Origin of the sequence: Cobetia sp. L2A1 (genome assembly GCF_009796845.1) — a bacterium.
Classification (GTDB): domain Bacteria; phylum Pseudomonadota; class Gammaproteobacteria; order Pseudomonadales; family Halomonadaceae; genus Cobetia.
In genome coordinates this window covers 2,212,584-2,235,458 of the sequence record NZ_CP047025.1, presented here as the reverse complement: position 1 = coordinate 2,235,458, position 22,875 = coordinate 2,212,584, and the positions used below count along the sequence as shown (strand labels likewise).

Sequence of the window (22,875 nt, the reverse complement as noted above, 5' to 3'; positions counted from 1 at the left end):
CCTGGCATCCTGTCTTCCGCCATCAACGTCAGGTGATCAATCCCAGTCGGGCGCGAAGTCAGGGCTTGCGATGCGCTCACTTCGGTCCAGCTCGGCAATCTTGGTTATATCTTCGCCGGTCAGTGTCAGCGAGAAGGCCTCGAAGTTGCTCTGGATGTTCTTCAGCTTGGTCGAGGACGGGAAGGTCACGATGTCCTGCATCTTTAGCCATGCCAAAGCGATCTGCGCCGGGCTGACGCCATGGCGATCAACAAGGTGCCATCTTCACGTGAGGACTGGTCTTTCAAGATTTCCGATATGCAGCAGGCCGTGGCAGATCACGCCGGGCCGTCCATCGTCTATCTGGTCAACCCCAACAATCCGACCTCGACCATCATCTCCAGCGATGCGTTGTATGCGTGGGTCAATAACAGTCGCGCCGATACGCTATTCATCATCGATGAGGCCTATGCCGAATTCGTCAATGATCCCGCCTTCCGTTCCGCGAATAGCCTGGTATCGGGCGGCGCCAGGAATGTGCAGAAGGTATCGCACTTCGTCGAAGACGACTCCATGACGTTGTCCTATCCTGGCGTGATGGCGGCTACCGCCTCGATGCAGTCGCCTGAGTTTCTGGTGCACAGCAAGCAGAGCAATGACGAGTCACGGGCCATTTTCACCGCAGCGCTGGATGAATTGGGCTGGGAGTATCTGCCGGGGCAGACCAATTTCGTCTTCCATCGCATTTCCACGCCCCTCAAGGAATTCCAGACGGCCATGAAGGAGCGTCATGTTCTGATCGGGCGTGTTTTCCCGCCGGCCGATGGCTGGTGTCGCATGTCGTTGGGCACCCCGGAAGAAATGCATTATGTGTCAGCAGTGTTGCGCGAGATGAAAGCGAAAGGCGTGGTATAACGAGCCCACTTCGGCGTATCCTGAATTCGCTACTGCATACCAAATGCCCGCTATTGCGGGCGTTTTTGTTGGCTGATGCGGATGTTTTATCGCGCTGCCATACACTTACCTTATCATCATTGCACTCCCTTCCAGAATATCCCTCTACGGTCCTTGATTCAGCGCAAGCTATCTGAAATATCTCCTTTGAACGCTATACCAACAGGTATGTTGGTGACCATTGAATGGTAATCTTGTCGGCACGAGATCAGATTATGTTCGTCGCCATTTTTCGGTATTGTTTTTTACGAAAAAACATGGCGAAAAGGGCTTTGAATGTCGTACTAAAGCAAGAGATGACTCATTGATTCATCTCTTGCTTTAGTAGGGAATAAGCGTGATCTAGACGGCTGTTGTTTCAGCAGTGAAGGCAAAAAGGAATCGAGTCACTCTCTCAATGTCATGGATGACCTTGTTGATGCTCCGTGATCGATGTCACTTGGTTGATGATCAATCAGTGTTGATGATGAATCAGTGTTGATGAATGACCGATGGCGAAAGGATCAGTAACTGCTTTTGTTGTTTACGCACGTACATTCCAAGAGGAAGTGCAAGAATGCCTATTCATCATATCAACGCAGATGATCAATCGAGTCTCAAGGACATCTACGCGACAGATGCATCCACGAGAACGCTTCCCAAGTACCGGATGCCCGAGGATAGGACTGAGCCCCACGCAGCGTACTCTCTCATCCGTGATGAGCTCTTGTTGGACGGTAATGCTCGCCAGAATCTCGCTACGTTCTGTACCACCTGGATAGATGATGAAGTGAAGCAGTTGATGACGGATTCCATCGACAAGAACATGATCGACAAGGATGAGTATCCGCAAACCGCTGAGCTTGAAAATCGTTGCGTACATATTCTGGCGGACCTGTGGCATGCGCCAAAATCATGGCAAACGATAGGGTGCTCCACCACGGGCTCAAGCGAAGCAGCCATGCTGGGCGGCCTGGCATTCAAGTGGAAGTGGCGCAAGCAGCGCGAAGCCGAGGGCAAGGACGCCAGCAAGCCGAACATCGTCACCGGCCCTGTGCAGATCTGCTGGAAGAAATTCGCGCGCTATTTCGATGTGGAAATCAGAGAAGTGCCGCTGGAAGGTGATGCACTCGGCTTGAAGCCTGAAAACCTCAGAAAATACTGTGACGAGAACACGATAGGTGTCGTGGCGACACTCGGCGTCACCTTCACTGGTGTCTATGAGCCCGTTGCCGCATTGGCTCACGAATTGGATGCCATGCAGCGCGATCTGGGGCTTAACATTCCCATTCATGTCGATGCCGCGTCTGGCGGCTTCATCGCTCCCTTCATACAGCGCGATCTCGTCTGGGATTTTCAGCTGGACCGTGTGCGTTCCATCAATGCTTCTGGTCACAAGTACGGCTTGGCGCCGCTAGGGGTGGGTTGGATCATCTGGTCTTCCAAGGAAGATCTGCCGGAAGAGCTGATCTTCAATGTGGATTATCTCGGTGGCAACATGCCGACCTTTGCGCTCAATTTCTCGCGTCCTGGTGGCGAAATCATCGCGCAGTATTACAACTTTCTGCGCCTTGGGCGCGATGGGTATACCGCCGTTCAGCAAGCGTGCTCAGATACGGCGCAGTGGCTAGGCAAGCAATTGGCACACCTCGGGCCTTTCGAGATGGTCTATGACGGCCATGGTGGTTTGCCGGCCGTCGCTTACAAACTGACCGAGGGGGATCACGGCTATACGCTTTATGATCTTTCAGAGCGCGTGAGAATGCGTGGCTGGCAGATCGCGTCTTATCCATTGCCCTCACATCGTCAGGAAGTGGTGGTGCAACGCATTCTGATTCGTCACGGCGTCAGCCGCGATCTTGCCAGGTTATTGCTGGATGACATAAAGCGTGCCATCGAGCATCTGACACAGAACCCCGTCCCCAATTCCAGTGCCAAGCCCGGCTTCCATCACAACTAGATTTGATCACGGCCATGTAAAGAAGACTGCAAGGCGAGTTCATCAATAAGGGTGACTCGCCTTCTTCTTCATTTCTGATGTTCAATCCCTTGTCTTGCTGCTGGGTCAGCGCTGGCCCAGCCTCGCGAGATGCTTGAGGAGAGGCGCGTGATAGGCCAGATATTCGATACGATAGAGCCTGTAGTAGAAACAGGTTTGCACGGATTTTTCCAATTATTGCACCTTCAACCGATAGCCTTCGTATTGCTTGCACTTGCCCTGGGTGCATTGGTTGGCAAGGTGAGCATCAAAGGCATCTCTCTGGGCTCTACGGCAGGTACCTTGCTTGTTGGTGTGATCATCTCGATGTCGGCTGAAGCCATCTACGGGATCACGTATTCCATTCCGGGAATACTGTCATCCTTCATGCTGCTGCTCTTCATGTATGCCCTGGGACTGAAGGTTGGCCCGCAGTTCTTCTCGGGGCTGCGCAAGGGTGGCCTCGCCTTTGTCGGCATCGGCCTCATTGTCTGGGTGTTGAACTGGGTCATCTGCTATTTCGGGGCGATGCTGGTGGGCCTGGCGCCGGGCTATGCAACAGGGCTCATCTCCGGCAGTTATACGATCACGGCCATTCTGGGCGTGGGGCAGAGTGCCTTGGCCAGCGGTGCCTATGTGCCGCCAGAGGGCATGACGATTGCAGAGGTCGGTGCCAACATGGCAGCGGCGTATGCCATCAGCTATGTGCTGTCCAGTGTCGGTATCATTCTGCTGATCCGCTATCTTCCCCGCATCTTTGGCCGTGATGCCAAGGCGGATGCCATCGTGGCCGAGGCTGAATTCAGTGGTGGGGCGACCCATCCGGTGCCGGGCGCACCCAATGCGCTGACGTTGGGATTCTCGCCCTTTGATCTACGTGCGTTCACGGTGACGCATGAAAAGCTCATTGGTCGCAGCGTGTCGACATTGGCAAATGATTTCCCCAAGGCCCCCATTCTGCGTGTCGTACGCGATGACGCTATCGTGGACTTGAAGAATGACCCCGTCATTGCCATGAATGACATCGTCACAGTGCGTGCCAACGTCCATGACTTGATTCTGGAAGAGGGTGAGCTGATAGGGCCAGAGTCAGATAGCCTGCTGGCACGCAATGTCACCCTGGAAGTCGCGGACATTCATGTGAGCTCTCGCGCCGTCACTGGCAAGACATTCGAGGAACTGGCCCGTCACGGCACGGCTGGCGTCGAAGTTCAGGCGTTGTTCAGGGCAGGCAATGAGCTGCCGATAGGCCCGGCAAGTACCCTGTTGGTAGGGGACGTGCTGCGGTTATCTGGGCCGGATATTGCCCTGAAGGCGGTCGCGAAACAGATCGGTGGCCATGCCATTCTCCCCACCATGAAATCGGAAGTGCTGTATCTGGCACTCGCCATGCTGGTGGGGTATCTGGTAGGTATTGCCTCGGTCAATATCTCGGGCATTCCGTTCTCTCTGGGCACGTCGGCCGGGTGCATTCTGGCGGGTGTCGGCGTCAGTTACTTCCGCAGCCGCAATCCTGAATTTGGTGGGCCTGTCCATGAAGGGGCGCGCAGCTTCCTGCAGGACTTCGGGTTGAATGCCTTTGTGGCGGTACTGTCTGCCAACGTGGGGCCAAAGGTCATTTCGGCCCTGGGGGGCGATACCATTCTCTGGCTGGCTCTCATCGGTTTGCTGGGCGCCCTGGTTCCGCCATTCATTGCCTTCTGGGTCGGCTTCAAATTCTTCGGACTGAACTCCATCATCGCGGATGGCGCCACGACCGGTGGCCGCAACAGTACACCGGGCCTGAATGCCATCATTGAAGAATCGGGCAGCTCGGTCGCGGCCGTGCCGTATCCGGTGAGCTATGCCCTGACGACGGTGCTGGCATTGATCGGCGGCTACTTCTCGATGATTCTGATGTAGTTGTTGCGGGTACGCACCACTGGCCCGCATGACCCTTACGCCGATAGCTCTGACGACGATGGCCCCGTTTCTTCTGGAAACGGGGCCATCGTCGTCATGTCGCTTCGTCAAGCGTTACTGATAGCGCCCAGCGGCGAGTGCTGCATCATGTCGTGCACCTCTTGCGCAATGATGACTTCTTCATCAGTCGGGATGATGTAGAGGCTGATACGTGAGGTGGTGGTACTGATACAGCTGGCATTGCGGGCGTTGGCGTCGGTATCGAGTTCAGCGCCTAGCCACCCAAGACGCTCGACGATGAGACGACGTACCAGTGCCGAGTTCTCGCCGATACCTGCAGTGAACACGATGCTGTCGAGTCCGCCGAGAGAGGTCGCGAGGGCTGTCATGTCGCAGGCAGCGCGATAGCAGAAAAGGGCAATCGCCTCGTGTGCTTCTGGCGCGGGGTGCGCCTCAAGCTCTGCCATGTCGTTGCTGATCCCCGACACTCCAAGAAGTCCTGATTTTTCATAGAGGAGATGGCTGACGTCATCTGTCGTCATCTTCAGCGTGTCCATCAGATACAGCACGACGCCCGGGTCCAATGATCCGCAGCGTTGCCCCATCATCAGCCCCTCAAGCGCGGTAAATCCCATACTGGTCGCGACACTCTTTCGCTCACGCATGGCACATAGACTCGCGCCGTTGCCGAGGTGCGCGGCGATGACTCGTCCTTCGGCATGCACGCCGGTATACCGGGGAAGCTGACGTGCGATGTACTGATACGAGAGGCCGTGAAAGCCATAGCGCAGTACACCGGATTCCGTCAGTGCGCGAGGCAGGGCGAAGTGTTGTGCCAGCCAATCTTGCGTGCGGTGGAAGCTGGTATCGAAACAGGCAATCTGCGTCAGATGTGGCGCGGTGGCAGCAAGACAGCGAATGGCCGCCAGATTATGCGGTTGATGGAGCGGTGCCAGTGGGATGAGTGCTTCCAGCTCATCGAGCAGTGCAGGTGTCACCTGTGCGGGCCCCCCGCGAAGACGACCACCATGCACGACGCGATGCCCTGCACAGGTGATTGTGAGGCCGTCTTCATGACGCTCCAGCCATGTCAGTAGCGCCGGAATAAGCGCATCGTGGTCCGCTTCCGTGCTGACGAGCATCAGGTCTTGGGATGGCAATGGCTGGCCGTGGGCATTGCGCGCCGAGAAGACAGGATGTGTACCGATGCCGGCGACCTTGCCGCGTAGCCTGACATGTGGCCCGTCGGGTTCGCAGGAATAGACGGCGAACTTGAGGCTGGAAGAGCCGGCATTCAGTACCAGGGTGGCATCTGTCATGGCGTGGGTTCCGCGTGATGGCTGAGATAAAGCTGCGCCAGCGCACAGGAAGCAAGGCGGGCCAACAGGCTATCGGCACGGCTGGTGAGAATGATCGGCACACGTGCGCCCAGCACGATGCCGGCGGCGTCCGCTCCTGCCAGATAGATCAGCTGTTTGGCGATCATGTTGGCGGCTTCCAGATCCGGTGCCACCAGGATGTCGGCGTCGCCGGCGACACTGGAGTGAATGCCTTTCTCGGCAGCGGCCTTGGCCGAGATGGCGTTGTCGAAGGCCAGTGGACCGTCGATCAATCCCCCCGTGATCTGGCCGCGGTCCGCCATCTTGCACAGCGCAGCAGCATCAAGCGTAGAGGTGATATGCGGATTGACCGTCTCCACGGCCGAGAGCAACGCGACCTTGGGCAAGTCCACTCCCAGTGCCTGCATGAGATCAATGGCGTTCTGAACGATATCGCGCTTGTCGTTGAGTGACGGGTAGATGTTGATGGCGGCGTCCGTCACCAGCAAGGGCTTGGGATAGGTGGGGACATCCAGCGCATAGACATGGCTGATGCGGCGTTCGGTCTTGAGTCCCAGGGTGCTATCGACCACGGCCTCCATCAATTCATCGGTATGCAGAGACCCCTTCATCAAGGCACCGGCCTTGCCGGAGCGCACCAGTGCCACTGCCGCTGCCGCGGCGGCATGACTGTGAGGGACATCGATGATGTCAATGCCATCAAGAGATAGCTCGGCGGCCACGGCGGCGGCTTCTATCTTCTGTCGCGGGCCGATCAGGATGGGCACGATGATCTCGCGTCGTGCGGCTTCCAGCGCGCCGGTGAGTGACAGGGCATCACAGGGATGTACCACTGCGGTGGCAATGGCGGGTAATTCACGAGTCGCGGCGATCAGGCGGGCATATTGCGCCCCCTGCACGTGGAGATGCACCTCTGGCAGCACGACGCGTGGGCGGCGAATCTTCCTGTCGGGTGCGATGACACGTGCCTCGCCTTTGATCACGGTCTTGTCATGCTGGTTGATGCAGCTGCAGGCCAGTACCAGCCTGCCCTTCGGGAGCTTCTCCGTGACCTTGATGCGTACGGTGATCGTGTCGCCTACACGGACGGGTGCCTTGAACTTGAGTGTCTGGTCGAGAAAGATGGTGCCCGGCCCGGGTAGCTCAGTCCCCAGCACTGCCGAGATCAGCGCGCCGCCCCACATGCCATGTGCGATCACACCATGAAACATGTCGGTGCTGGCAAACTCTTCATCGACGTGCGCGGGGTTGACGTCGCCGGACATCACGGCAAACAGCTGAATATCCTCCGGCTTCAGCGTGCGGCAAATCTCAGCGCTGTCTCCGATGGCGATATCGTCATAGATGCGGTTCTCGATGTACTGCAGGCTTTCCTGCGCCACCGGATGTGCCGACGTTTTAGACGCCAGTCGTTCAGCTGCGTTTTTTTCTTGGGTGCCAACGTTATGCTCGGACATGCAGACCTCCGTCGATATGGATCGTTTCGCCCGAGATGAGACGTGCGGCATCGCTTGCGTACATCGCGGCCACCTTGCCGACCTCCTCGATGCTGACGAGAGACTTTTCTGGCGTGCGCTGTCTCGCGGCATCGATCAACTCATCGAAGTGTGAAATACCAGAGCCCGCGCGTGTCTTGAGAGGGCCGGGGGAGAGAGCATTGACGCGAATCTGGCAGGGGCCGAGTTCTACTGCCAGCGAGCGGACGGTACCTTCCAGTGCGGCTTTTACCGGCCCCATGATGTTGTAGTGGTCCACCACCTTTTCGCCGCCGTAATAGCTCATCGTCAGAATGGTGCCGCCCTCGTTCATCAGTGGCTCTGCCAGACGTGCCATGCGGATCAATGAATGCACCGAGATGTCCATCGCGCGGGAAAATCCTTCACGTGAGCAATCGACGACCCGACCATGGAGATCCTCCGCCGGGCAGTAGGCGATGGAATGCACGAGAATGTCGAGTCGGCCCCAGCGTGCCTTTATGGCTGCGAAGACGGCTTCCATCTCACCTTCGACTTCTACATCCAAGGGTAGGAGAAGGGTGGCACCTACCTCTTCCGCCACCGGTTGGACATAGGGGTGGGCCTTGTCATTGAGATAGGTCAGTGCCATTTCGACACCTGCTGCGGCAAAGGCACGCGCGCAGCCGCTAGCGATGGAATGAGAATTTGCCACGCCGACGATCAGCGCTACCTTTCCTTGGAGATGTGTTTCTGGGTCCATCAGATTGCCTCACTCATGTGGGCTGGCATCAGGCCTTCACGACACCAGATTTGCAGGACATTAGGTTTGCAAGACATCAGGTTTGCAAGACATCAGGTTTGCAAGACATAGCTGCCGGGGGCGTCGCACAGGGCAACGTAACGTCCTGTCGATACCCCCATCGGTGGCGGGGAGACAGGTGCGCCGGAGTGCCCATCGAGCCAGCTCGCAAAGGCTTGCCACCATGAGCCGTCCTGCGGCGTCACGCTGGCAAGCCATTCGTCAGGGTCTCGGAAGGCTGCATTCGCCGCGGTATCGGCGATACGGAAGTGACGATGTTGATGGCCAGGCTCAGAGACGATGCCCGCATTGTGCCCCCCGCTGGTGAGCACGAAGGTCATGTCGACATCGACGAACAAGTGAAGCTTGTAGACCGAATGCCAGGGGGCGACGTGGTCGTCCTCGGTACCGACCGCAAAGATCGGTGCGCGAATATCCGAGATGCTGATCGCCTTGTCACCTACGTGATAGTGGCCCTCGGCGAGGTCGTTATTCAGGAACAAGCGACGCAGGTATTCCGAGTGCATGCGCGCTGGCATGCGGGTGGCATCCGAATTCCAGATCATCAGGTCGAAGGATTGACTGCGTTGTCCCAGCAGGTAGTGCTTCACTGCCGGCGTCCAGATCAGATCACGTGCACGTAGCAGGGCGAAGGTGCCGGCCATCTGGTCGGAAGAGAGGTAGCCCTTGTCTGCCATCATGTCCTCGATCAGCGTGACCTGTGAGTCGCTGATGAAGAGGCGCAGTTCACCGGCCTCGGTGAAGTCGACCTGCGCGGCCAAAAGGCTGACCGAGGCAAGGCGATCATCTCCATCACGGCTCATCGCCGCCGCGGCGATTGCCAGCAGCGTACCGCCAAGACAATAGCCGACCGCGTGCAGCTTGGGTGCCTGGGTAATGGCCTGTATGGCATCGATGGCGTCCATGATGCCCAGTCGGCGGTAGTCATCCATGCCGAGGTTGCGCTTATCGGCGCCAGGATTGGTCCAGGACAACATGAATACGCTGTACCCCTGTCCCACCAGAAAACGGACGAATGAGTTTCCGGGCGAAAGATCGAGAATGTAGTACTTCATGATCCAGGCCGGCACGATCAGTATCGGCTCGGGATGCACGGTACCTGTGGTCGGCGTGTACTGGATGAGTTCGATCAGTTCATTGCGGAAGATGACCTTGCCGGGCGTGACTGCCAAGGTATGTCCTACCTCGGGGGGAGGCGGTGTTGCCGTCTTCGCTGATTCGCCCATGCGTTTCAGGTCTTCCAATAAATGCTGTGCGCCCCTTACCAGGTTCTGGCCCTTTTCGCTCACGGTCGCTGACATCACCTCGGGATTCGTTGCCGGGAAGTTTGAGGGAGCGGTGGTGTCGACGACCAGACTTGTCACGAAGGCCATCAGGTTTTCGTGTTCTGGTGTCACGCCATGAACCTGTGTCATGGCGTCTTGCCACCATTGCCAGGTCTGACGGTGTGCCTGTGACCAGACATTGAAGGGCAGCACCTGCCAGGCATCGTCGGCAAACCTCCTGTCCTGAGCATCATCGCTCGCGCCGATACCAAGAGCCGTATTCCAGACCGCCATGTTCCCTCTGAGGGCTGATTCCATCAGTTTGAGTTGCTTGCCCGGGGAAATGGCCAGGTGTAGTGCCCAGTCCATCCAGGCCTCACCAAGCACTGACGGCGCCAGCCCCAGCGTGGAGTTGGCAACCCCTGCGTGAACGATGCGATCGATTGCCTCATAAAGGGTTGTCTCGCCCCCGGGCGTCGCCTTTTCTGACGATGGTGGGATGCTGGCGCGCTTGGAATGGTCGGGCAGGGACTTGATGGTCGCTGTTGGATCGCTGGATGGATTCAGCATGAAGCCTCCTTGGATGTGTAGAGCAGGCGCTCTATCACTTGCCGCATCATAGGCTTGGCACGAACGTCAGAGCCTGATCTCCATCAGCTTCTCTGACAGACCATCTCACGGATTACCGGCGGCCGCGCCAGTGCCCAATTCGATGATTTCGGCGGTGATTGATTCTTGTCGTACCTGGCGTAGCTTGGCCTTGAAATCTTCGAGCTCGCTCTCGATTTGATTCGCAGCAGAGGACATGGCCTCCATGCGTGCTTCGTTCTCGGCAGCGAAAGCATGTAGCGCCGCCTTGCAGATGCGTGCATGCACATAATCCTGACCGAGGCTTGCGAGCAGCGTGTCGCGAGGGAGCTGCATCAGCGGGCTATCGCCGGTCGTACCATGGTCAGGCGCTACGATATCCTGCGGCTCAATCGGTAGCAGGAGCCGTCGCTCGACCTGCGGCTGTCCGGATGACCAGCGGGCGTGAACGATCTCCAGTCGATCGATGTCACCATTGCTCAACGCAGCGTAGATGACGTGGGTAATGTCATCGGCCAGCGTGGGTATGCCGAGCGAATGGGACGGCATCGACGCGGACCAGAGCGGGGTAAGGCCGCGCGTCGCGGTGATCGAGAGGCCGCGGGTGCCGATGACTAACAAGGGCACCGATGCCAGTACATCACCGACGCTGTCCAGCACTCGTTCGCTGAACGCGCCGGCAAACCCTTGTTCAGCGAGAAATAGCAGTAAGCCAGTGTTGCCTGATGCCGTTGCCGTGCTTGCTTCTTGGGGAGAGGGGTGTTGTGTGATATCAGTGTTCACGCTGCCAAGAGAGCACGCCATTGCATTGGAAATCATCGCCGTATAGCGATCGACGGCCTCGACCTGGGCTCGTGCGGCCCGGGCTCGGGCCGCGGCGATTCCCTTTATCGCATTCACGACGGCGCTCAGTTGGTGCATACCCTCAATTCGAGCGCTGATATCCGCTAATCGCTCGGTCATGTCGCAGGCTCCACGTCGCTCGGATGCGTTGCCAGGCGAGTCATGGTGGCCAGCAATGATGTTCTTGCGTCTACGTCCATCTCGCCGGTAGCGGTGATCGATTGCACTACCCCGGCAGCCTCTCGGTCCAGGGTTGTGGGCAGGGCAGCACAGAATGTTGCCATTGCCGCCATCGACAAGGTGTCGAAGATACCCTCCTGCAAGGCCAGCATCAGCGCAATTTCGTCAGCCAGGCGGAAGGGGGTATGCTGGGGCTGGCGCAAGAGCGCGCGTATCCGTTCACCGCGCTTGAGTTGATCGCGGACTCGGCCTTCCGGCATGCCACCAAAACGGGTGAAAACTTCCAGCTCGAGAAACTGGGCATAGTCGAGTCGCAGTGTGCCTGCCGCCGCGCGCAATCCGGGCGCTTGCGTCTTGCCCCCCACACGGCTGACGCTCAGGCCCACGTCCACCGCGGGTTTCTGGCCCTGATGGAACAAGGTGGCATCCAGTACGATCTGACCGTCAGTGATTGAGATGAGATTGGTTGGGATATAGGCGGACAAGTTGCCTGAATCCGTCTCGGCAATCGGCAGTGCCGTCAGGGAGCCACCGCCGAATGCCTTTGACAGCTTGGCTGCCCGTTCCAGCAGTCGTGCGTGGATATAGAAGACATCGCCCGGATAGGCCTCGCGTCCTGGCGATTGTCGGGTCAGCAGCGCGATTTCCCGGTGGGTGGCGGCATGTTTGGAAAGGTCGTCGATGACGATCATGGCGTGCTGACCCTTGTCGCGGAAATACTCCGCCATCGTCATCCCTGCATAGGGCGCGATCCATTGCAGTCCGGGGGCCGAAGCGGAGCCCGCCACCAGTACGATGCAGCGGGCGAAATCACCATGTGTCTTGAGCGCGTCGATGGCGCGCCGCACACTGGAGGTCTTCTGTCCGACCGCGACATAGATACAGATCATGTCACTGTTGCGCTGCGCGATCAGGGCATCGATGGCGAGTGTTGTCTTGCCGGTGGAGTGGTCGCCGACGATCAGCTCGCGTTGGCCACGGCCAAGCGCGAACAGCGTGTCCACCGCCACGATGCCGGTCTGTACCGGTTCGGACACAAGATCGCGCTCGATGATGGAAGGGGCCGGACGTTCGATAGGCAATCGTTGATTTGTCTCGATGGCCCCCTTGTCATCAAGTGGGCGGCCCAACGGATCGACGACCCGTCCCAGCAGCGCCTCGCCAACGGGTACCTCAACGATCTCGCCAGACCCATACACTGCGTCGCCGGCCTCAACGTCAGTCGCAGCGTCCAGCAGCACGCAGCCGATCAGGTCAGAATCTAGCACCTGGGCGAATCCGATCTGCCCGCCTTGAAAGCGCAACACCTCGTCAAGCCCTACATCGCGAAGTCCCGAGATCATTGCCACGCCGTCACCGATTTCCTCGACGCGACCACGGTGTTCAGCTCGTGGGCCCAGGGGTGTCTTGCGCAGGACTTCCTGCGCCGTAAGCAGCCATGCCGGCGTCTCAGACGACATTCCTCACCTCCTTCAGGCCTGCCATCTCTTTCAGAAGGGTGGTGAGACCCGCTCGCCAGCTGTTGTGAAGAATGAAATGCGCGCTGCGCAGTTCCACACCGGCAATCAAGTCGGGGTCAGTAACGAATGTCAGTTCGGGCGTTCCTCCGAGGGCGGAGATAATCGCTGTCTGGATGCTCTGTTTGTCTTCCGCCGCCAGGGTATCAGTGGTGACGATTTCGATGCCGGCTGGAGAGGCAACCAGTGCCGCACGTTCAGAGGGCGACATGTCGGTGATGGTCTCGATCAGCAGGGCACGGAAGGCGGTCTGCACCAAGGGGCTGTTCAGTCGCCCCAATAGCCTGGCAGCAATATCCACCGCCAGAGAAGAGGCCTGTGCCACGTTGTCCTTGCGCGCCGTCTCGGTATCACGCGCGATGGATGTCTGAGCGCTCGCCAGCAGCAGGTCGGCCTGGCCCTGCGCGTCGGCGAGCAGGGCTTTCGCGTCCGCCTGTGCTTGTGTCGCGGCCCCGGCCAGGATGGCGGTGCGTTCGGCTTCAATACCGGAGCGGGCCTCATTGACTTCGGCCAACGTGGCATCGGCTTTTGCGTGTGTCGTATTGGCTGCGTCGAGTGTCGCTCTCGCGGTATGCCGCCTTCGGTCAATGGCCTCGGCAACTGGCCGCCAGAAGACGCGCGAAAGCAGCCAGACAAGGATCAGTACATTGATCGCCTGTAGCCCCAGTCCCCAGAAGTCGATTGTCATCGGGTTACGCCAGCAGTGGGTTGGCAAAGAGCAGCAGTAGCGCAATCACCAGACAGTAGATTGCGGTCGTTTCAATCATCGCGAGGCCAACAAATAGTGTGCGCGAGATGGTGCTCGCGGCCTCAGGTTGGCGTGCGATGGCATCCATTGCGGCGGCCACGGCTCGTCCCTCTGCAAGGGCAGGGCCGAGAGCACCGAAAGCGACGGCGAAAGCTGCGCAGATGATGCTGGCGAGGGAGAGGTAGTCCATCAGGAATCCTTTTGTGTCGGGAGCGTTGCCGGTTCGGCGTCAGTGGGTCTGGGCTGGCCGTCCTCTACCGTGGAGGTAATGAAGACCATCGCCAGAATCGCAAAGATATAGGCCTGGACCAGACCGGTCAGTAGATCGAGTGCCATGAGCGGGATTGGAATGAGAAGCCCTGCCAGTGAGGCGACGATGCCGATGACGAACACCCCGCTCATCACGTTGCCGAACAGGCGGACGAACATTGAAAAGGTACGGGTCACGCTTTCCAGCATATTCAGGGGGATCATCACCACGTTGGGCGCAGCGAAGGATTTGAGGTAGCCACCTATCCCGGCACCGCGGACGCCGAACCAGATCACTGACAGGAAGACCAGAACAGCAAGAGCGGCATCAGTCTCCAGTTGTGCAGTGGGCGGCTCGACTCCTGGTACCAATGAAGACCAGTTGGCGATGAGGATGAAGAGGAAAAGTGTGCCGATGAAGTCACGATAAGGCGTGGGTTCCGCCCCTGTCGTCTCACGTATCTGACGGTCGAGCGTCGCGACCATGAGTTCCAGCGCAGCCTGCCGTTTGCCGGGGAGTAGCGCGAGCTGACGGGTCAGGAGGTAGGCGCCTATCACCATGACGGCCATGATCACCCAGGTCGTGATAATGGCCTGCGTGATAGGCACTGGTCCGAGATGAAAAAGGGCAACTGATTCGAGCGGAGAGTTCATGCGTCGATCCTCCGTGTCTGATAGAGCAATAGCGCCTTGGCGATGAGTACCCCTGCCAGCGTTGTCAGAAGTGCAGCGGCACCTGCCTGTACTGCCAGAAAGAAGCCCCCTGCCAGCACTGCCAAACGCCCTAGAGTCAAGGCGATACTCAGTAGGGGATGTCCCTGATTGACGATCAGATCCGCTGTGTGGCGTAGCGCACAAAAATAGAGATAGCCGAGAATAATGCCACTCAGCAAACAGAGCGGCAGCACTACCGCTAGTGACAAGTCAGTCATGTCCTTCATCGCGCGTTCATCCATTTCCATGCGGTCCAACCGCCGACACATAGCCCCAATGCCATCATGGGGGCACTCCAGAAGATCTCTGTCGCCATGCGCGCATCGAGCCATCGCCCGAGAAATAGCCCGCCCAGGGTTGGAATGACGAAGATCCACCCCAGCACACCAATCTGCGCAAGCCGACGGCCAACTGACATGCCTCCCTCACGTAGCCATCGATCGTGGCGATCGCGGCGACGGCGTATTTCGTGAACTAGCGGATCCTGGTCTGGCGCATCCTTCTCTAGTGCTTTCTCTAGATCAATCGGCGGTTTATGCGGTGGAGATGACATCACCGGAACTCTCCTGAATTTGCCCGGGGTTGAAGCCGGCTGATCATATGACGCAGGGCATTCAATTGGAGACGCACGCTCTCGGTATGCTCAGTGCGCTCGACGTCGCTGTCGGCGCGGAAGCGAGCCAATACCTCGTCATCAAGAGTGGCAAGGTTCTGGCCAATGACAGCCTCACGTGTCGCGATGGCGATGTTGCCGTCGATAACGCTCAGCACGCCGCCGCGTACGGCGCAGAACTGGTGTGTCTCAGCCTTGCGCCAGCTGACGACAGAGATCACCAGTGCTGTCAGAAAGGCGGTGTGACCAGACAGAATGCCGAAACTGCCGCTGGCATCCTCGGCGCGAAGGCTGTCGATCTCTTCATCCACTACCATCAATAGAGGCGTCACGATCGTTAATCTCATGGTGCCGCCGTAACAGAAGTGTCGGAGGCTTTTCCATGAGCTTCCTTTTGTCGTGCATCTTCCAGCGTGCCAACCATATAAAGAGAGCTTTCCGACCAGTCGTCGGTTTCGCCCGCCAGGATGGCGCGGCAACCCGCCAGTGTGTCGGTGAGCGGTACGCTAGCGCCGGGTGTGCCGGTAAAGGCCTCGGTGACCATGAAGGGCTGGGTGAGGAAGCGCTGTAATCGGCGCGCACGCTTGACGATCTGCCGGTCTGCGACGCCAAGCTCTTCCACCCCGAGCAGAGAGATGATGTCGGCCAGTTCCTGGAAGCGCGCCAGTGTCTGACGCACGGCGTCCGCCGTTTGGTAATGCGCTTCGCCCACGACAAGCGGGTCTAGCAACATTGAGGATGAGCCCAGTGGATCGATGGCGGGATAGAAGCCTTCGGCGGCTTTCGCACGCGACAGCATGATGACGCAATCCATATGACTGGAGATCGTCGTGACAGCGGGATCGGTAAAGTCATCGGCGGGTACGTACACCGCCTGAATGGCGGTGACTGCAGAGCCCGCCACCGATGCGATGCGTTCTTGCAGGCCTGCAACCTCACTGGCAAGTGTCGGTTGGTAGCCCACGCGTGAGGGGAGGCGACCCAGCAGGCTTGAGACCTCTGCGCCGGCCTGCACGAAGCGGAATACGTTATCCATCAGCAGCAGTACATTGCGGTGCTGCTGATCGCGAAAGTACTCCGAGATCGTCAGGGCTGTCAGAGGGGCTCGCCAGCGTGCGCCGGGCGGTTCGTTCATCTGGCCATAGACCAGCACGGTACGCTCGATGACGCCGGAGTCCCGCATTTCGGTCAGTAACTCGTGGCCCTCGCGTGACCTTTCCCCAATGCCGGCGAACACTGAAATACCTTCGTATTTCTCGACCATGGCACGAATCAGTTCCATCACCAGGACTGTCTTGCCGACTCCAGCACCGCCAAACATCGCTGCCTTTCCCCCCTGTGCCATTGGCGTCAGCAGGTCAATCACCTTGATGCCCGTCTCGAACATGTCGGTGGTGCTGATCTGGGATTTCAGCAGGGGTGCCAGCGCGTGAATGGGCCGACGTGGTGTGTCTTGAGGCAGTGCTGGGCCGTTATCCTTCGGGTCGCCCACGACATCCAGCAGCCGCCCGAGCACCGCATCCCCCACGGGAACCGTGACAGGGCTACCCGTGGCGCGAACTGTCACGCCGCGTGCGAGTCCCGCCGTAGACTGAAATGCCACGGCCCGCAGCGTATTGATAGTCAGATGACTGTGTACTTCGAGGATGAGAGGCGTTGGCTTGTCCCACTCCACGACAAGGGCAGAATTGAGAGGCGGGAGATCAGATTCGGTGAAAACGACATCGACGACAGCCCCTCTGACGGCTTTGACGGTACCAGAAGACGGAGTGACGGAGTTCGACGGGTACGCACGCATATCCACTTGACCTCTTTTACTGTACCTCGGAGACGTGGGGAGTCCGGCTGCGTAAAATGAAGTGCTGCACTTATTCTATGAATTCAACGTCTAGAATGTTGTTGACCATTGTTGTCTTGATTGCAGTGGATATTGGTCATATTAGTGTAAAGATCAAAAGATACTAATTCACATGTAAGAATACTAATGTGCATGTGGATAGCCAGTGATAAAAATGATATTCAATGAATGACAATAAATATTGTTGATCATAGAGATATCAAGAAGAGCGTGATTGATGAATGAAACTCATAATAATGTAACATGCGACATGATGACGCGATATTGCTCTCTGCCGTGGTATCAGTGCGATGAGGGCATGTCCTCATGACTGGGAACTTCAAGTGTTTTACCACGTCAGGCGTCAGCTTGCAGCGTTAATTCATCCGTTATGGTTACCCTTGTGACGTTATCTTGATTTGCATCAATAAGTGGTGCCTGTGTGTATTCAATGCACGCACTACGACGATAACATAATGCACCAATACAACACGCGAACACGCGAACACGCGAACACGCGGAGATAGCGCTAGATGAGCGAGCTGCTCTGACGTTGCAGGCGCTTGAGTCAATAATGAAATACTTTTGTACCAGGGCCTCATGTTTTCCGTCAGCCGCATCGAATATGGGTGAATGTTGATGGTTGATGTGAGTATGAATATGACGGCAGGGGCAGTCCTGAAGTACACAGGTATCTCTGGCCAGCAAGGCACTGACGCCGTATTAGTGACGACGTGCATGCCCGTAGCGTGCCGCCCACACCGCGAGTGCCAGAGTAAGGCAGAACAGCAGCGGTAGAGCGACATCCAGGCAAGAGTCCAGATTCCAGTGATGTAGCAATCCGTAATCCCAGCTGACGGTTTTAGGGCCGCCACCCTTGTATTCATGCTGGGCAATTTCACGCCCGAGAAATAACGCAACGGCGATGCCACCCGCAGACCAGAGCCCGAACAACGGCCACAACACGAGCTGGATGACAAGTGCGATCATGCCATGCTGCAGGGCACTATTGACTATTTCAGCCGTCATCAAGCCGCGACCTCAGGCATAACCCAGTGCACGCTGTAGGCGGCTGGCGTTGTCGGCTACCCACTGTGGGTTGATAGGACCCCAGTCGCGAATGGCATAGTGGCCGATGTTATGACGCTGACCTTCGTCATGCTCGAACCGACAGACGATATCCAGTTCTGCCAGTGCAGTGATGGTGTCCTGAGCAGTGCGCCGCGGCATGCCGGTCGCTTCGATGATATCGGGCACAGTGGCAATATCATGCGCAATCAGGTGGGCCACGAACAGGCGGCGATAAAAGCTTGTCTGGGTCTTGCTCAAGACGGTATCAGGCATGCAGGCTCCGGTGATGCGAAGAAGGTAGATGATGAGTGCTGGTAGACAGTAATCGTCAGTTTTTCAGGGTGTAGTCAATCGTGGTGACCACTCTGACCTGCTTGATGTCGGGAGTGTAACTGTCGAGATCAGAGATCGAGAAATAGCCCTGACTGGCATGCTTGATATGGCCGACGCTGCTACCGGAATCCTTGGCGAACTGCTGCGCGGCACGTCGAGCATCGGCGGTGGCCACGGCGATCATGTCAGGCTTGATGGCTTCGAGCCCCGTAAAGAGGAATTCGGTGCGATAGGCATAATCAGCCGAGAGCAGGATGCCTTCGCGCACCAGCTCGCCGGTTTTCGAGGCGCTGGCCTTGACCAGGTCAACCTTGGGCGAGCGAACCAGTACGGTAGCCTCTGCACGATAGCGCTCATCCGGGCGCTGGGCGTTATAGCTGTTGGCATAGAGGTCCGTGACCTGCGGTGATGTCACGCTGATCTGATCCGTGGGGAAGCCTTGGGTGGTGAGGAAGGCCCGGATTTTCTGCTCATCACTGGCCAGTGCTTCGTGCAGGCCAACCAGTTCATTGGCATTGACGCTGAAGTGGAGTGGCCATAGGGCCAGGTTAGCCTTGACCTCGCGCTCGGCCAGCCCCTTGACGGTGACGACACGGCTGGAGGATTCCCATACCTGCGCGGCGTCCTTGAGGTAACTGCCGCTCCAGACCAGGCCTACGGCCAGCAGACCGCCAACGACAAATGCCGGTAGCACGAGTGAGCTGCGAGTAAGATTCATCGAGTTTCATCCTTGAAAGAAACAGGGTGAGCGTGAGGCAGTCCCGGGGGCCAGGCAGCCAAGTCCTGTTGAGTGACAGGCTTCAATCCTCGACTTTACCGCGCATGGACTTGATCTTGCCCTTGCGCGTCTTGCTATCGACACGTCGACGCTTCGCCCCTTTACTGGGGCGCGTGGCACGACGCGCTTTCTTCACCTTGACGGCCTCCAGAATCAGCGCCTTCAGACGTGCCAGCGCATCTTCCTTGTTGTGCTCAAGGGTGCGGTGGCTCTGCGCCTTGAGAATGATGATACCGTCCTTGCTGATGCGCTGATCCGATAGCTGCATCAGGCGTTCTTTATAAAAGGCCGGCAGGGTAGAGCGTTGCACATCAAAGCGAAGGTGGACGGCAGATGCCACCTTGTTGACGTTCTGGCCGCCATTGCCCTGGGCACGAATCTGGGTCAGGTCAATCTCCCAATCGGCCAGTGTCACCGAGCTGGAAAGTGTCAGCATGGTGGGTCTCCTTGTCGTTGGGACTGCACGCCGTGTTCCAATGAAATATGACGTTGAAGAGCACGGTCTTGAAGACAACAGTCGAAAGATAAAGCTTCATTCTACCGCATTCAGCGCGTGTCTTCAGAACAGCGCCTTATCAGTGCTGGAATCTGATAATCTTCATTCCACTTCGTCGTGCCTTTATCATCTGCCGCGATGTCCCGTCGATTTCTCCGCGAATCCGCGCGGCCACTCACAAGACCTATCCCATGGATATTCCGCATCAGCGCCTGGTCTACTTCCAGGTGACCGTCGCTGCCGGCTCGATTCGTCGCGCCGCCGCGCGTCTTGATATCGCACCCTCGGCTGTCAGTCGTCAGATCAGCCTGATTGAGGAGGCGCTCGCGGCACCTCTCGTTGAGCGCACGCGTGATGGCGTTCAGCCCACTCCCGTGGGTGAGATGTTGCTGGATTATATCCAACAGCGGGAGAAGCTGGATCAAGCCTTTGGCGAGCAGCTCGATGCTTATCAGCGTCTTGAGACGGGCGAGATTCGACTCATCATTGGCGAAGGGTTTGTCGGTGACCTCATCAATACACCGCTACGTGCCTTTCGTGAGCAATATCCGGGCATCAAGCTGAAGGTCGATACCGGCAGCATGCAGTGCATCATCGACTCGGTCGTCGAGGATGAGGCAGATATTGGCCTGATGTACCACGAGCGAGTGCATCCACAGCTACGCTTCTGGCATTCGAGTCCTCAGCCGTTGGTAGCGCTGATGTCACCAGAGCATCCGCTGGCGGGGGGGCACCATGCCTTGACGCTGGAGGAGGTCGCGGCTCATCCCTTGGCGCTATGGGGGCCGGGACATGGGGTGCGCCAGTTGATGGATGACGGCTTCAATGATGCCGGTGTGCGTCCGCAGACGGTAGTGCAGACCAATTCGATGGAAGTACTCAAGCAGGCCGCGCGCTCGCATCTGTGCATCACGCTGTTACCGGCCTTTGCGGCAGCCCGTGAATTGAGTGAGGGAGTGCTGGTGGCGCGCGGCGTGGAATACTCCACTTTCCGCGAGGCCCGCGCGCATATCATCACGCGGGTCGGACGGCGTATGCCGCGCGCCAGCTTGCAATTACTGCGTCACCTTGAGTGTTGGATTACCTCCTTCCGCTGTCCTGACGCTTGACTGCAGGGTCAGCGCGATGTCGATGAGGGCGGTGTTGGCACATCTCTGAGCCAGCGATCGCAGATACGATTCAGGTCATCGTCATCCGCTGGGCACTGCTCTGGCGGTTGCCAGCGTTCAAAGACGGCCTTCATGAGCCCTTCTGGCAGATTCTGTGTGGCGACAAAGCCACGTGCCAGTCGCAAATCGCGCCGCATCGTCCCTGTCGTGAACTCAGAGTCATAGCGCCCCGGGAGCACCCAGCGTGGGAAATTGACCTCGCTGACCACACTGCGCCCCGCGCCGACATTGATGCCCTGGATGCAGGCCTCGGGAGCAACGCCAGCGCGATACGTCATCGCGACCGCCTCTGCCGTCGTGATGAGGTGAGCAGCGTGGAGGTAGTCATTGGCCAGTACGACGGCGTGACCACAGCCCGCATCGCCAACATGCTGAAAGCGTGTGCAGATGGCCTCCAGCATGGGTGCCATGCGTTCTAGCGTCGCGGCATCACTGCCGACCAACAACGTCAGGTCTCCCGCCGCACTATCGGCGGGGTTATGGCTGACCGGTGCTTCCAACCAGTAGTGGCCGGCCAGACGTGTCTGGACGGCCAGCTCACGGCTGATGTTCACATCACCGCTCGACATATCAATGATGACACTGCCTACGGGGGCCAGGCGCAGCAGCCCCGCATGGCCTGATAATACCTTCTGTATCTGCTGCGAGGTTGATAACGCCAGCAGATAGACATCGCGGTCGGGTAGCGCGCATGCAATGTCTTGCGTCACCACATCAAAGCTCGCTCTCTGGAGAGCCTCGGTGACATGAGTTCCCAGTGATCCCGAACCGATTACGCTAATCTTCATGCCGCGTTTCTCTCATTGGAGTCATCTGGGCCTCATCAGGGCACCATCGTCATGGTCAGGTTGCTGCGAGCAGCTGGCGGATAAGTGATGTCCAGTAACTCACACCCAGCGGGATCGCGGCGTCATTGAAGTCGTAATGCGGGTTGTGCAGTGATGCACTGTCTTCGCCATTGCCCAGCCAGATATAGGCCCCCGGGCACTCCTGCAACAGATAGGCGAAATCTTCTGAGGCCATGGAGGGCGGCAGATCACGGTGCACCTTGCGCATCCCTGGCAGTTGCTCCAGTACACTGGCGCAGCGTTCGGCATGGCCTGGCGCATTGAGTGTGGCGGGGTAGCGGGGCTGGTAATCGAAGTTGACCTTGAGGCCATGGAAGCTGGCGGTCGCCTCGACAGCTTGCTGGAAACGCTGCTGGAGGTACGCGCGCAGTTCCGGGTCAAAGCAGCGCAGCGTTCCACGCAGCTCAACATGTTCAGGCATGACATTGAAGGCATCGCCTGCGTGGAACTGGGTTACGCTCAAGATGGCCGTCTTGTGAGCAGGCGTCTCGCGACTGACCAAGCCCTGCAGCTGCGTGACCAGCTGACAGGCCGCCAGAATGGTGTCCTTGCCCAGATGAGGCATGGCGGCGTGACAGCCATGGCCACTCAAGGTCAGCGTGAAGACATCAAAGGCGGCCATGACGGCCTCTTCATGTACCGCTGCCTCACCCAACGCCAGCCCCGGCCAGTTGTGCAGGCCATAGATGGCGTCCATCGGGAACTGCTCGAAGAGACCCTCCTCTACCATGCGGCGCCCACCGCCTTCATTCTCTTCAGCGGGCTGGAACACGAATACCACGCGACCCGCGAAATCTGGTTGGCGCGCCAGCTGGCACGCGGCGCCCAGCAACATGGTGGTATGGCCATCGTGGCCACAGGCGTGCATCTTGCCGGGGATGCTTGAGCAGTGGTCCACCGTGTTGGATTCGGTGACATCCAACGCATCCATGTCAGCGCGCAGTCCGATGGTCCGGCCTGGTCCCTGATTGCCATCCAGCACGGCGATCACGCCAGTCTCTGCAAGCCCTGTCGTGACCTCAAGACCTGCCGCCCGCAGTATCTCGGCGACGCGTGCTGAGGTACGGTGCTCTTCAAAGGCGGTTTCAGGATGGCGATGGAATTCATGACGCCAGCTACGCAGGAGGGCGTCGTCGATGATCTCAGGTAGTTGCATGGTGAAATCCTGTTGATACCGGCGCCCGACGACGCCGGCAGAACGTGTGACTCAGGCATCA

General features: G+C 58.2%; 24 protein-coding genes. 4 read left to right on the top strand and 20 right to left on the bottom strand.

Features of this window, described 5'->3' with window-relative positions:
- Positions 1-36 precede the first annotated feature (36 nt).
- Positions 37-201 carry a hypothetical protein gene (locus GQR90_RS09675; protein WP_233266196.1) on the bottom strand — a complete coding sequence of 55 codons (165 nt, stop codon included), beginning with the start codon at positions 199-201 and terminating at the stop codon, positions 37-39.
- A 39-nt stretch (positions 202-240) separates the two neighbouring features.
- Here GQR90_RS09675 and GQR90_RS09670 point away from each other — a divergent pair, with 39 nt between their 5' ends.
- From GQR90_RS09670 to GQR90_RS09660, 3 genes are all read left to right on the top strand, one after another.
- Entirely contained in the window at positions 241-894 is a 654-nt protein-coding gene (locus GQR90_RS09670; RefSeq protein WP_158773930.1) for an aminotransferase class I/II-fold pyridoxal phosphate-dependent enzyme, read from the top strand.
- A gap of 595 nt (positions 895-1,489) precedes the next feature.
- Positions 1,490-2,872, top strand: coding sequence for a glutamate decarboxylase (locus tag GQR90_RS09665; protein ID WP_158773929.1), 1,383 nt, complete (start codon positions 1,490-1,492; stop codon positions 2,870-2,872).
- Positions 2,873-3,019: 147 nt separating this feature from the next.
- Positions 3,020-4,792, top strand: a complete 1,773-nt coding sequence (locus GQR90_RS09660; protein ID WP_233266194.1) for an aspartate:alanine exchanger family transporter — start codon at positions 3,020-3,022, stop codon at positions 4,790-4,792.
- A 107-nt stretch (positions 4,793-4,899) separates the two neighbouring features.
- On the opposite strand, the gene GQR90_RS09655 is transcribed toward GQR90_RS09660, so the two are convergent.
- The 17 genes from GQR90_RS09655 to arfB form a co-directional block, all read right to left on the bottom strand.
- Positions 4,900-6,111, bottom strand: coding sequence for an acetate/propionate family kinase (locus GQR90_RS09655; RefSeq protein WP_158773927.1), 1,212 nt, complete (start codon positions 6,109-6,111; stop codon positions 4,900-4,902).
- Complete coding sequence (locus GQR90_RS09650) at positions 6,108-7,589, bottom strand: bifunctional enoyl-CoA hydratase/phosphate acetyltransferase (RefSeq protein WP_158773926.1); 1,482 nt, start codon at positions 7,587-7,589, stop codon at positions 6,108-6,110. Before GQR90_RS09650 ends, GQR90_RS09655 begins: the two co-directional genes overlap by 4 nt.
- A complete protein-coding gene (fabI, locus tag GQR90_RS09645; RefSeq protein ID WP_158773925.1) occupies positions 7,576-8,349 on the bottom strand; it encodes an enoyl-ACP reductase FabI in 774 nt (257 codons plus the stop codon). Before fabI ends, GQR90_RS09650 begins: the two co-directional genes overlap by 14 nt.
- A 92-nt stretch (positions 8,350-8,441) precedes the next feature.
- A complete protein-coding gene (locus tag GQR90_RS09640; RefSeq protein WP_158773924.1) occupies positions 8,442-10,244 on the bottom strand; it encodes a PHA/PHB synthase family protein in 1,803 nt (600 codons plus the stop codon).
- A 105-nt stretch (positions 10,245-10,349) separates the two neighbouring features.
- Positions 10,350-11,225: a F0F1 ATP synthase subunit gamma gene (locus GQR90_RS09635; protein WP_158773923.1), complete on the bottom strand. Its 876-nt coding sequence runs from the start codon at positions 11,223-11,225 to the stop codon at positions 10,350-10,352.
- Entirely contained in the window at positions 11,222-12,745 is a 1,524-nt protein-coding gene (locus GQR90_RS09630; protein ID WP_158773922.1) for a F0F1 ATP synthase subunit alpha, read from the bottom strand. The genes GQR90_RS09635 and GQR90_RS09630 overlap by 4 nt, the downstream gene beginning before the upstream one ends.
- The gene (locus GQR90_RS09625) at positions 12,735-13,490 is read right to left on the bottom strand and encodes a F0F1 ATP synthase subunit delta (RefSeq protein WP_158773921.1); all 756 of its coding nucleotides are present in this window, start codon (positions 13,488-13,490) and stop codon (positions 12,735-12,737) included. Before GQR90_RS09625 ends, GQR90_RS09630 begins: the two co-directional genes overlap by 11 nt.
- Positions 13,491-13,494: 4 nt before the next feature.
- Positions 13,495-13,740 carry a F0F1 ATP synthase subunit C gene (locus tag GQR90_RS09620; RefSeq protein ID WP_158773920.1) on the bottom strand — a complete coding sequence of 82 codons (246 nt, stop codon included), beginning with the start codon at positions 13,738-13,740 and terminating at the stop codon, positions 13,495-13,497.
- A complete protein-coding gene (locus GQR90_RS09615) occupies positions 13,740-14,453 on the bottom strand; it encodes a F0F1 ATP synthase subunit A (protein WP_158773919.1) in 714 nt (237 codons plus the stop codon). The genes GQR90_RS09620 and GQR90_RS09615 overlap by 1 nt, the downstream gene beginning before the upstream one ends.
- Complete coding sequence (locus GQR90_RS09610) at positions 14,450-14,731, bottom strand: ATP synthase subunit I (RefSeq protein ID WP_158773918.1); 282 nt, start codon at positions 14,729-14,731, stop codon at positions 14,450-14,452. Before GQR90_RS09610 ends, GQR90_RS09615 begins: the two co-directional genes overlap by 4 nt.
- Positions 14,732-14,736: 5 nt before the next feature.
- The gene (locus tag GQR90_RS09605; protein WP_158773917.1) at positions 14,737-15,066 is read right to left on the bottom strand and encodes an AtpZ/AtpI family protein; all 330 of its coding nucleotides are present in this window, start codon (positions 15,064-15,066) and stop codon (positions 14,737-14,739) included.
- Positions 15,066-15,473 (bottom strand): F0F1 ATP synthase subunit epsilon, encoded by a 408-nt coding sequence (locus GQR90_RS09600; protein ID WP_158773916.1) that lies wholly within the window; start codon positions 15,471-15,473, stop codon positions 15,066-15,068. The genes GQR90_RS09605 and GQR90_RS09600 overlap by 1 nt, the downstream gene beginning before the upstream one ends.
- Positions 15,470-16,924, bottom strand: coding sequence for a F0F1 ATP synthase subunit beta (gene atpD / locus GQR90_RS09595; RefSeq protein ID WP_158773915.1), 1,455 nt, complete (start codon positions 16,922-16,924; stop codon positions 15,470-15,472). Before atpD ends, GQR90_RS09600 begins: the two co-directional genes overlap by 4 nt.
- Before the next feature lie 762 nt (positions 16,925-17,686).
- The gene (locus GQR90_RS09590; protein WP_158773914.1) at positions 17,687-17,992 is read right to left on the bottom strand and encodes a hypothetical protein; all 306 of its coding nucleotides are present in this window, start codon (positions 17,990-17,992) and stop codon (positions 17,687-17,689) included.
- A 12-nt stretch (positions 17,993-18,004) separates the two neighbouring features.
- Complete coding sequence (locus GQR90_RS09585) at positions 18,005-18,307, bottom strand: winged helix-turn-helix domain-containing protein (protein WP_158773913.1); 303 nt, start codon at positions 18,305-18,307, stop codon at positions 18,005-18,007.
- Positions 18,308-18,362: 55 nt separating this feature from the next.
- Positions 18,363-19,085, bottom strand: a complete 723-nt coding sequence (locus GQR90_RS09580) for an SIMPL domain-containing protein (protein WP_158773912.1) — start codon at positions 19,083-19,085, stop codon at positions 18,363-18,365.
- 82 nt (positions 19,086-19,167) lie between these two features.
- The gene (gene arfB, locus GQR90_RS09575) at positions 19,168-19,581 is read right to left on the bottom strand and encodes an alternative ribosome rescue aminoacyl-tRNA hydrolase ArfB (protein ID WP_158773911.1); all 414 of its coding nucleotides are present in this window, start codon (positions 19,579-19,581) and stop codon (positions 19,168-19,170) included.
- Positions 19,582-19,832: 251 nt separating this feature from the next.
- On the opposite strand from arfB, the gene GQR90_RS09570 reads away from it, so the two are divergent.
- Positions 19,833-20,750, top strand: a complete 918-nt coding sequence (locus GQR90_RS09570; protein ID WP_158773910.1) for a LysR family transcriptional regulator — start codon at positions 19,833-19,835, stop codon at positions 20,748-20,750.
- Between the two features lie 8 nt (positions 20,751-20,758).
- Here GQR90_RS09570 and GQR90_RS09565 read toward each other — a convergent pair whose 3' ends face one another.
- Complete coding sequence (locus GQR90_RS09565) at positions 20,759-21,598, bottom strand: NAD(P)-dependent oxidoreductase (protein WP_158773909.1); 840 nt, start codon at positions 21,596-21,598, stop codon at positions 20,759-20,761.
- Positions 21,599-21,653: 55 nt separating this feature from the next.
- Positions 21,654-22,814: a M20 aminoacylase family protein gene (locus GQR90_RS09560; RefSeq protein WP_158773908.1), complete on the bottom strand. Its 1,161-nt coding sequence runs from the start codon at positions 22,812-22,814 to the stop codon at positions 21,654-21,656.
- Positions 22,815-22,875: the final 61 nt, after the last annotated feature.

Coding starts and splice junctions, on each gene's coding strand:
- GQR90_RS09675 (WP_233266196.1), bottom strand. CDS start 201: ATGCAGGACATCGTGACCTTCCCGTCCTCGACCAAGCTGAAGAACATC.
- GQR90_RS09670 (WP_158773930.1), top strand. CDS start 241: ATGGCGATCAACAAGGTGCCATCTTCACGTGAGGACTGGTCTTTCAAG.
- GQR90_RS09665 (WP_158773929.1), top strand. CDS start 1,490: ATGCCTATTCATCATATCAACGCAGATGATCAATCGAGTCTCAAGGAC.
- GQR90_RS09655 (WP_158773927.1), bottom strand. CDS start 6,111: ATGACAGATGCCACCCTGGTACTGAATGCCGGCTCTTCCAGCCTCAAG.
- GQR90_RS09650 (WP_158773926.1), bottom strand. CDS start 7,589: ATGTCCGAGCATAACGTTGGCACCCAAGAAAAAAACGCAGCTGAACGA.
- fabI (WP_158773925.1), bottom strand. CDS start 8,349: ATGGACCCAGAAACACATCTCCAAGGAAAGGTAGCGCTGATCGTCGGC.
- GQR90_RS09640 (WP_158773924.1), bottom strand. CDS start 10,244: ATGCTGAATCCATCCAGCGATCCAACAGCGACCATCAAGTCCCTGCCC.
- GQR90_RS09635 (WP_158773923.1), bottom strand. CDS start 11,225: ATGACCGAGCGATTAGCGGATATCAGCGCTCGAATTGAGGGTATGCAC.
- GQR90_RS09630 (WP_158773922.1), bottom strand. CDS start 12,745: ATGTCGTCTGAGACGCCGGCATGGCTGCTTACGGCGCAGGAAGTCCTG.
- GQR90_RS09625 (WP_158773921.1), bottom strand. CDS start 13,490: ATGACAATCGACTTCTGGGGACTGGGGCTACAGGCGATCAATGTACTG.
- GQR90_RS09620 (WP_158773920.1), bottom strand. CDS start 13,740: ATGGACTACCTCTCCCTCGCCAGCATCATCTGCGCAGCTTTCGCCGTC.
- GQR90_RS09615 (WP_158773919.1), bottom strand. CDS start 14,453: ATGAACTCTCCGCTCGAATCAGTTGCCCTTTTTCATCTCGGACCAGTG.
- GQR90_RS09610 (WP_158773918.1), bottom strand. CDS start 14,731: ATGACTGACTTGTCACTAGCGGTAGTGCTGCCGCTCTGTTTGCTGAGT.
- GQR90_RS09605 (WP_158773917.1), bottom strand. CDS start 15,066: ATGTCATCTCCACCGCATAAACCGCCGATTGATCTAGAGAAAGCACTA.
- GQR90_RS09600 (WP_158773916.1), bottom strand. CDS start 15,473: ATGAGATTAACGATCGTGACGCCTCTATTGATGGTAGTGGATGAAGAG.
- atpD (WP_158773915.1), bottom strand. CDS start 16,924: ATGCGTGCGTACCCGTCGAACTCCGTCACTCCGTCTTCTGGTACCGTC.
- GQR90_RS09590 (WP_158773914.1), bottom strand. CDS start 17,992: ATGACGGCTGAAATAGTCAATAGTGCCCTGCAGCATGGCATGATCGCA.
- GQR90_RS09585 (WP_158773913.1), bottom strand. CDS start 18,307: ATGCCTGATACCGTCTTGAGCAAGACCCAGACAAGCTTTTATCGCCGC.
- GQR90_RS09580 (WP_158773912.1), bottom strand. CDS start 19,085: ATGAATCTTACTCGCAGCTCACTCGTGCTACCGGCATTTGTCGTTGGC.
- arfB (WP_158773911.1), bottom strand. CDS start 19,581: ATGCTGACACTTTCCAGCTCGGTGACACTGGCCGATTGGGAGATTGAC.
- GQR90_RS09570 (WP_158773910.1), top strand. CDS start 19,833: ATGGATATTCCGCATCAGCGCCTGGTCTACTTCCAGGTGACCGTCGCT.
- GQR90_RS09565 (WP_158773909.1), bottom strand. CDS start 21,598: ATGAAGATTAGCGTAATCGGTTCGGGATCACTGGGAACTCATGTCACC.
- GQR90_RS09560 (WP_158773908.1), bottom strand. CDS start 22,814: ATGCAACTACCTGAGATCATCGACGACGCCCTCCTGCGTAGCTGGCGT.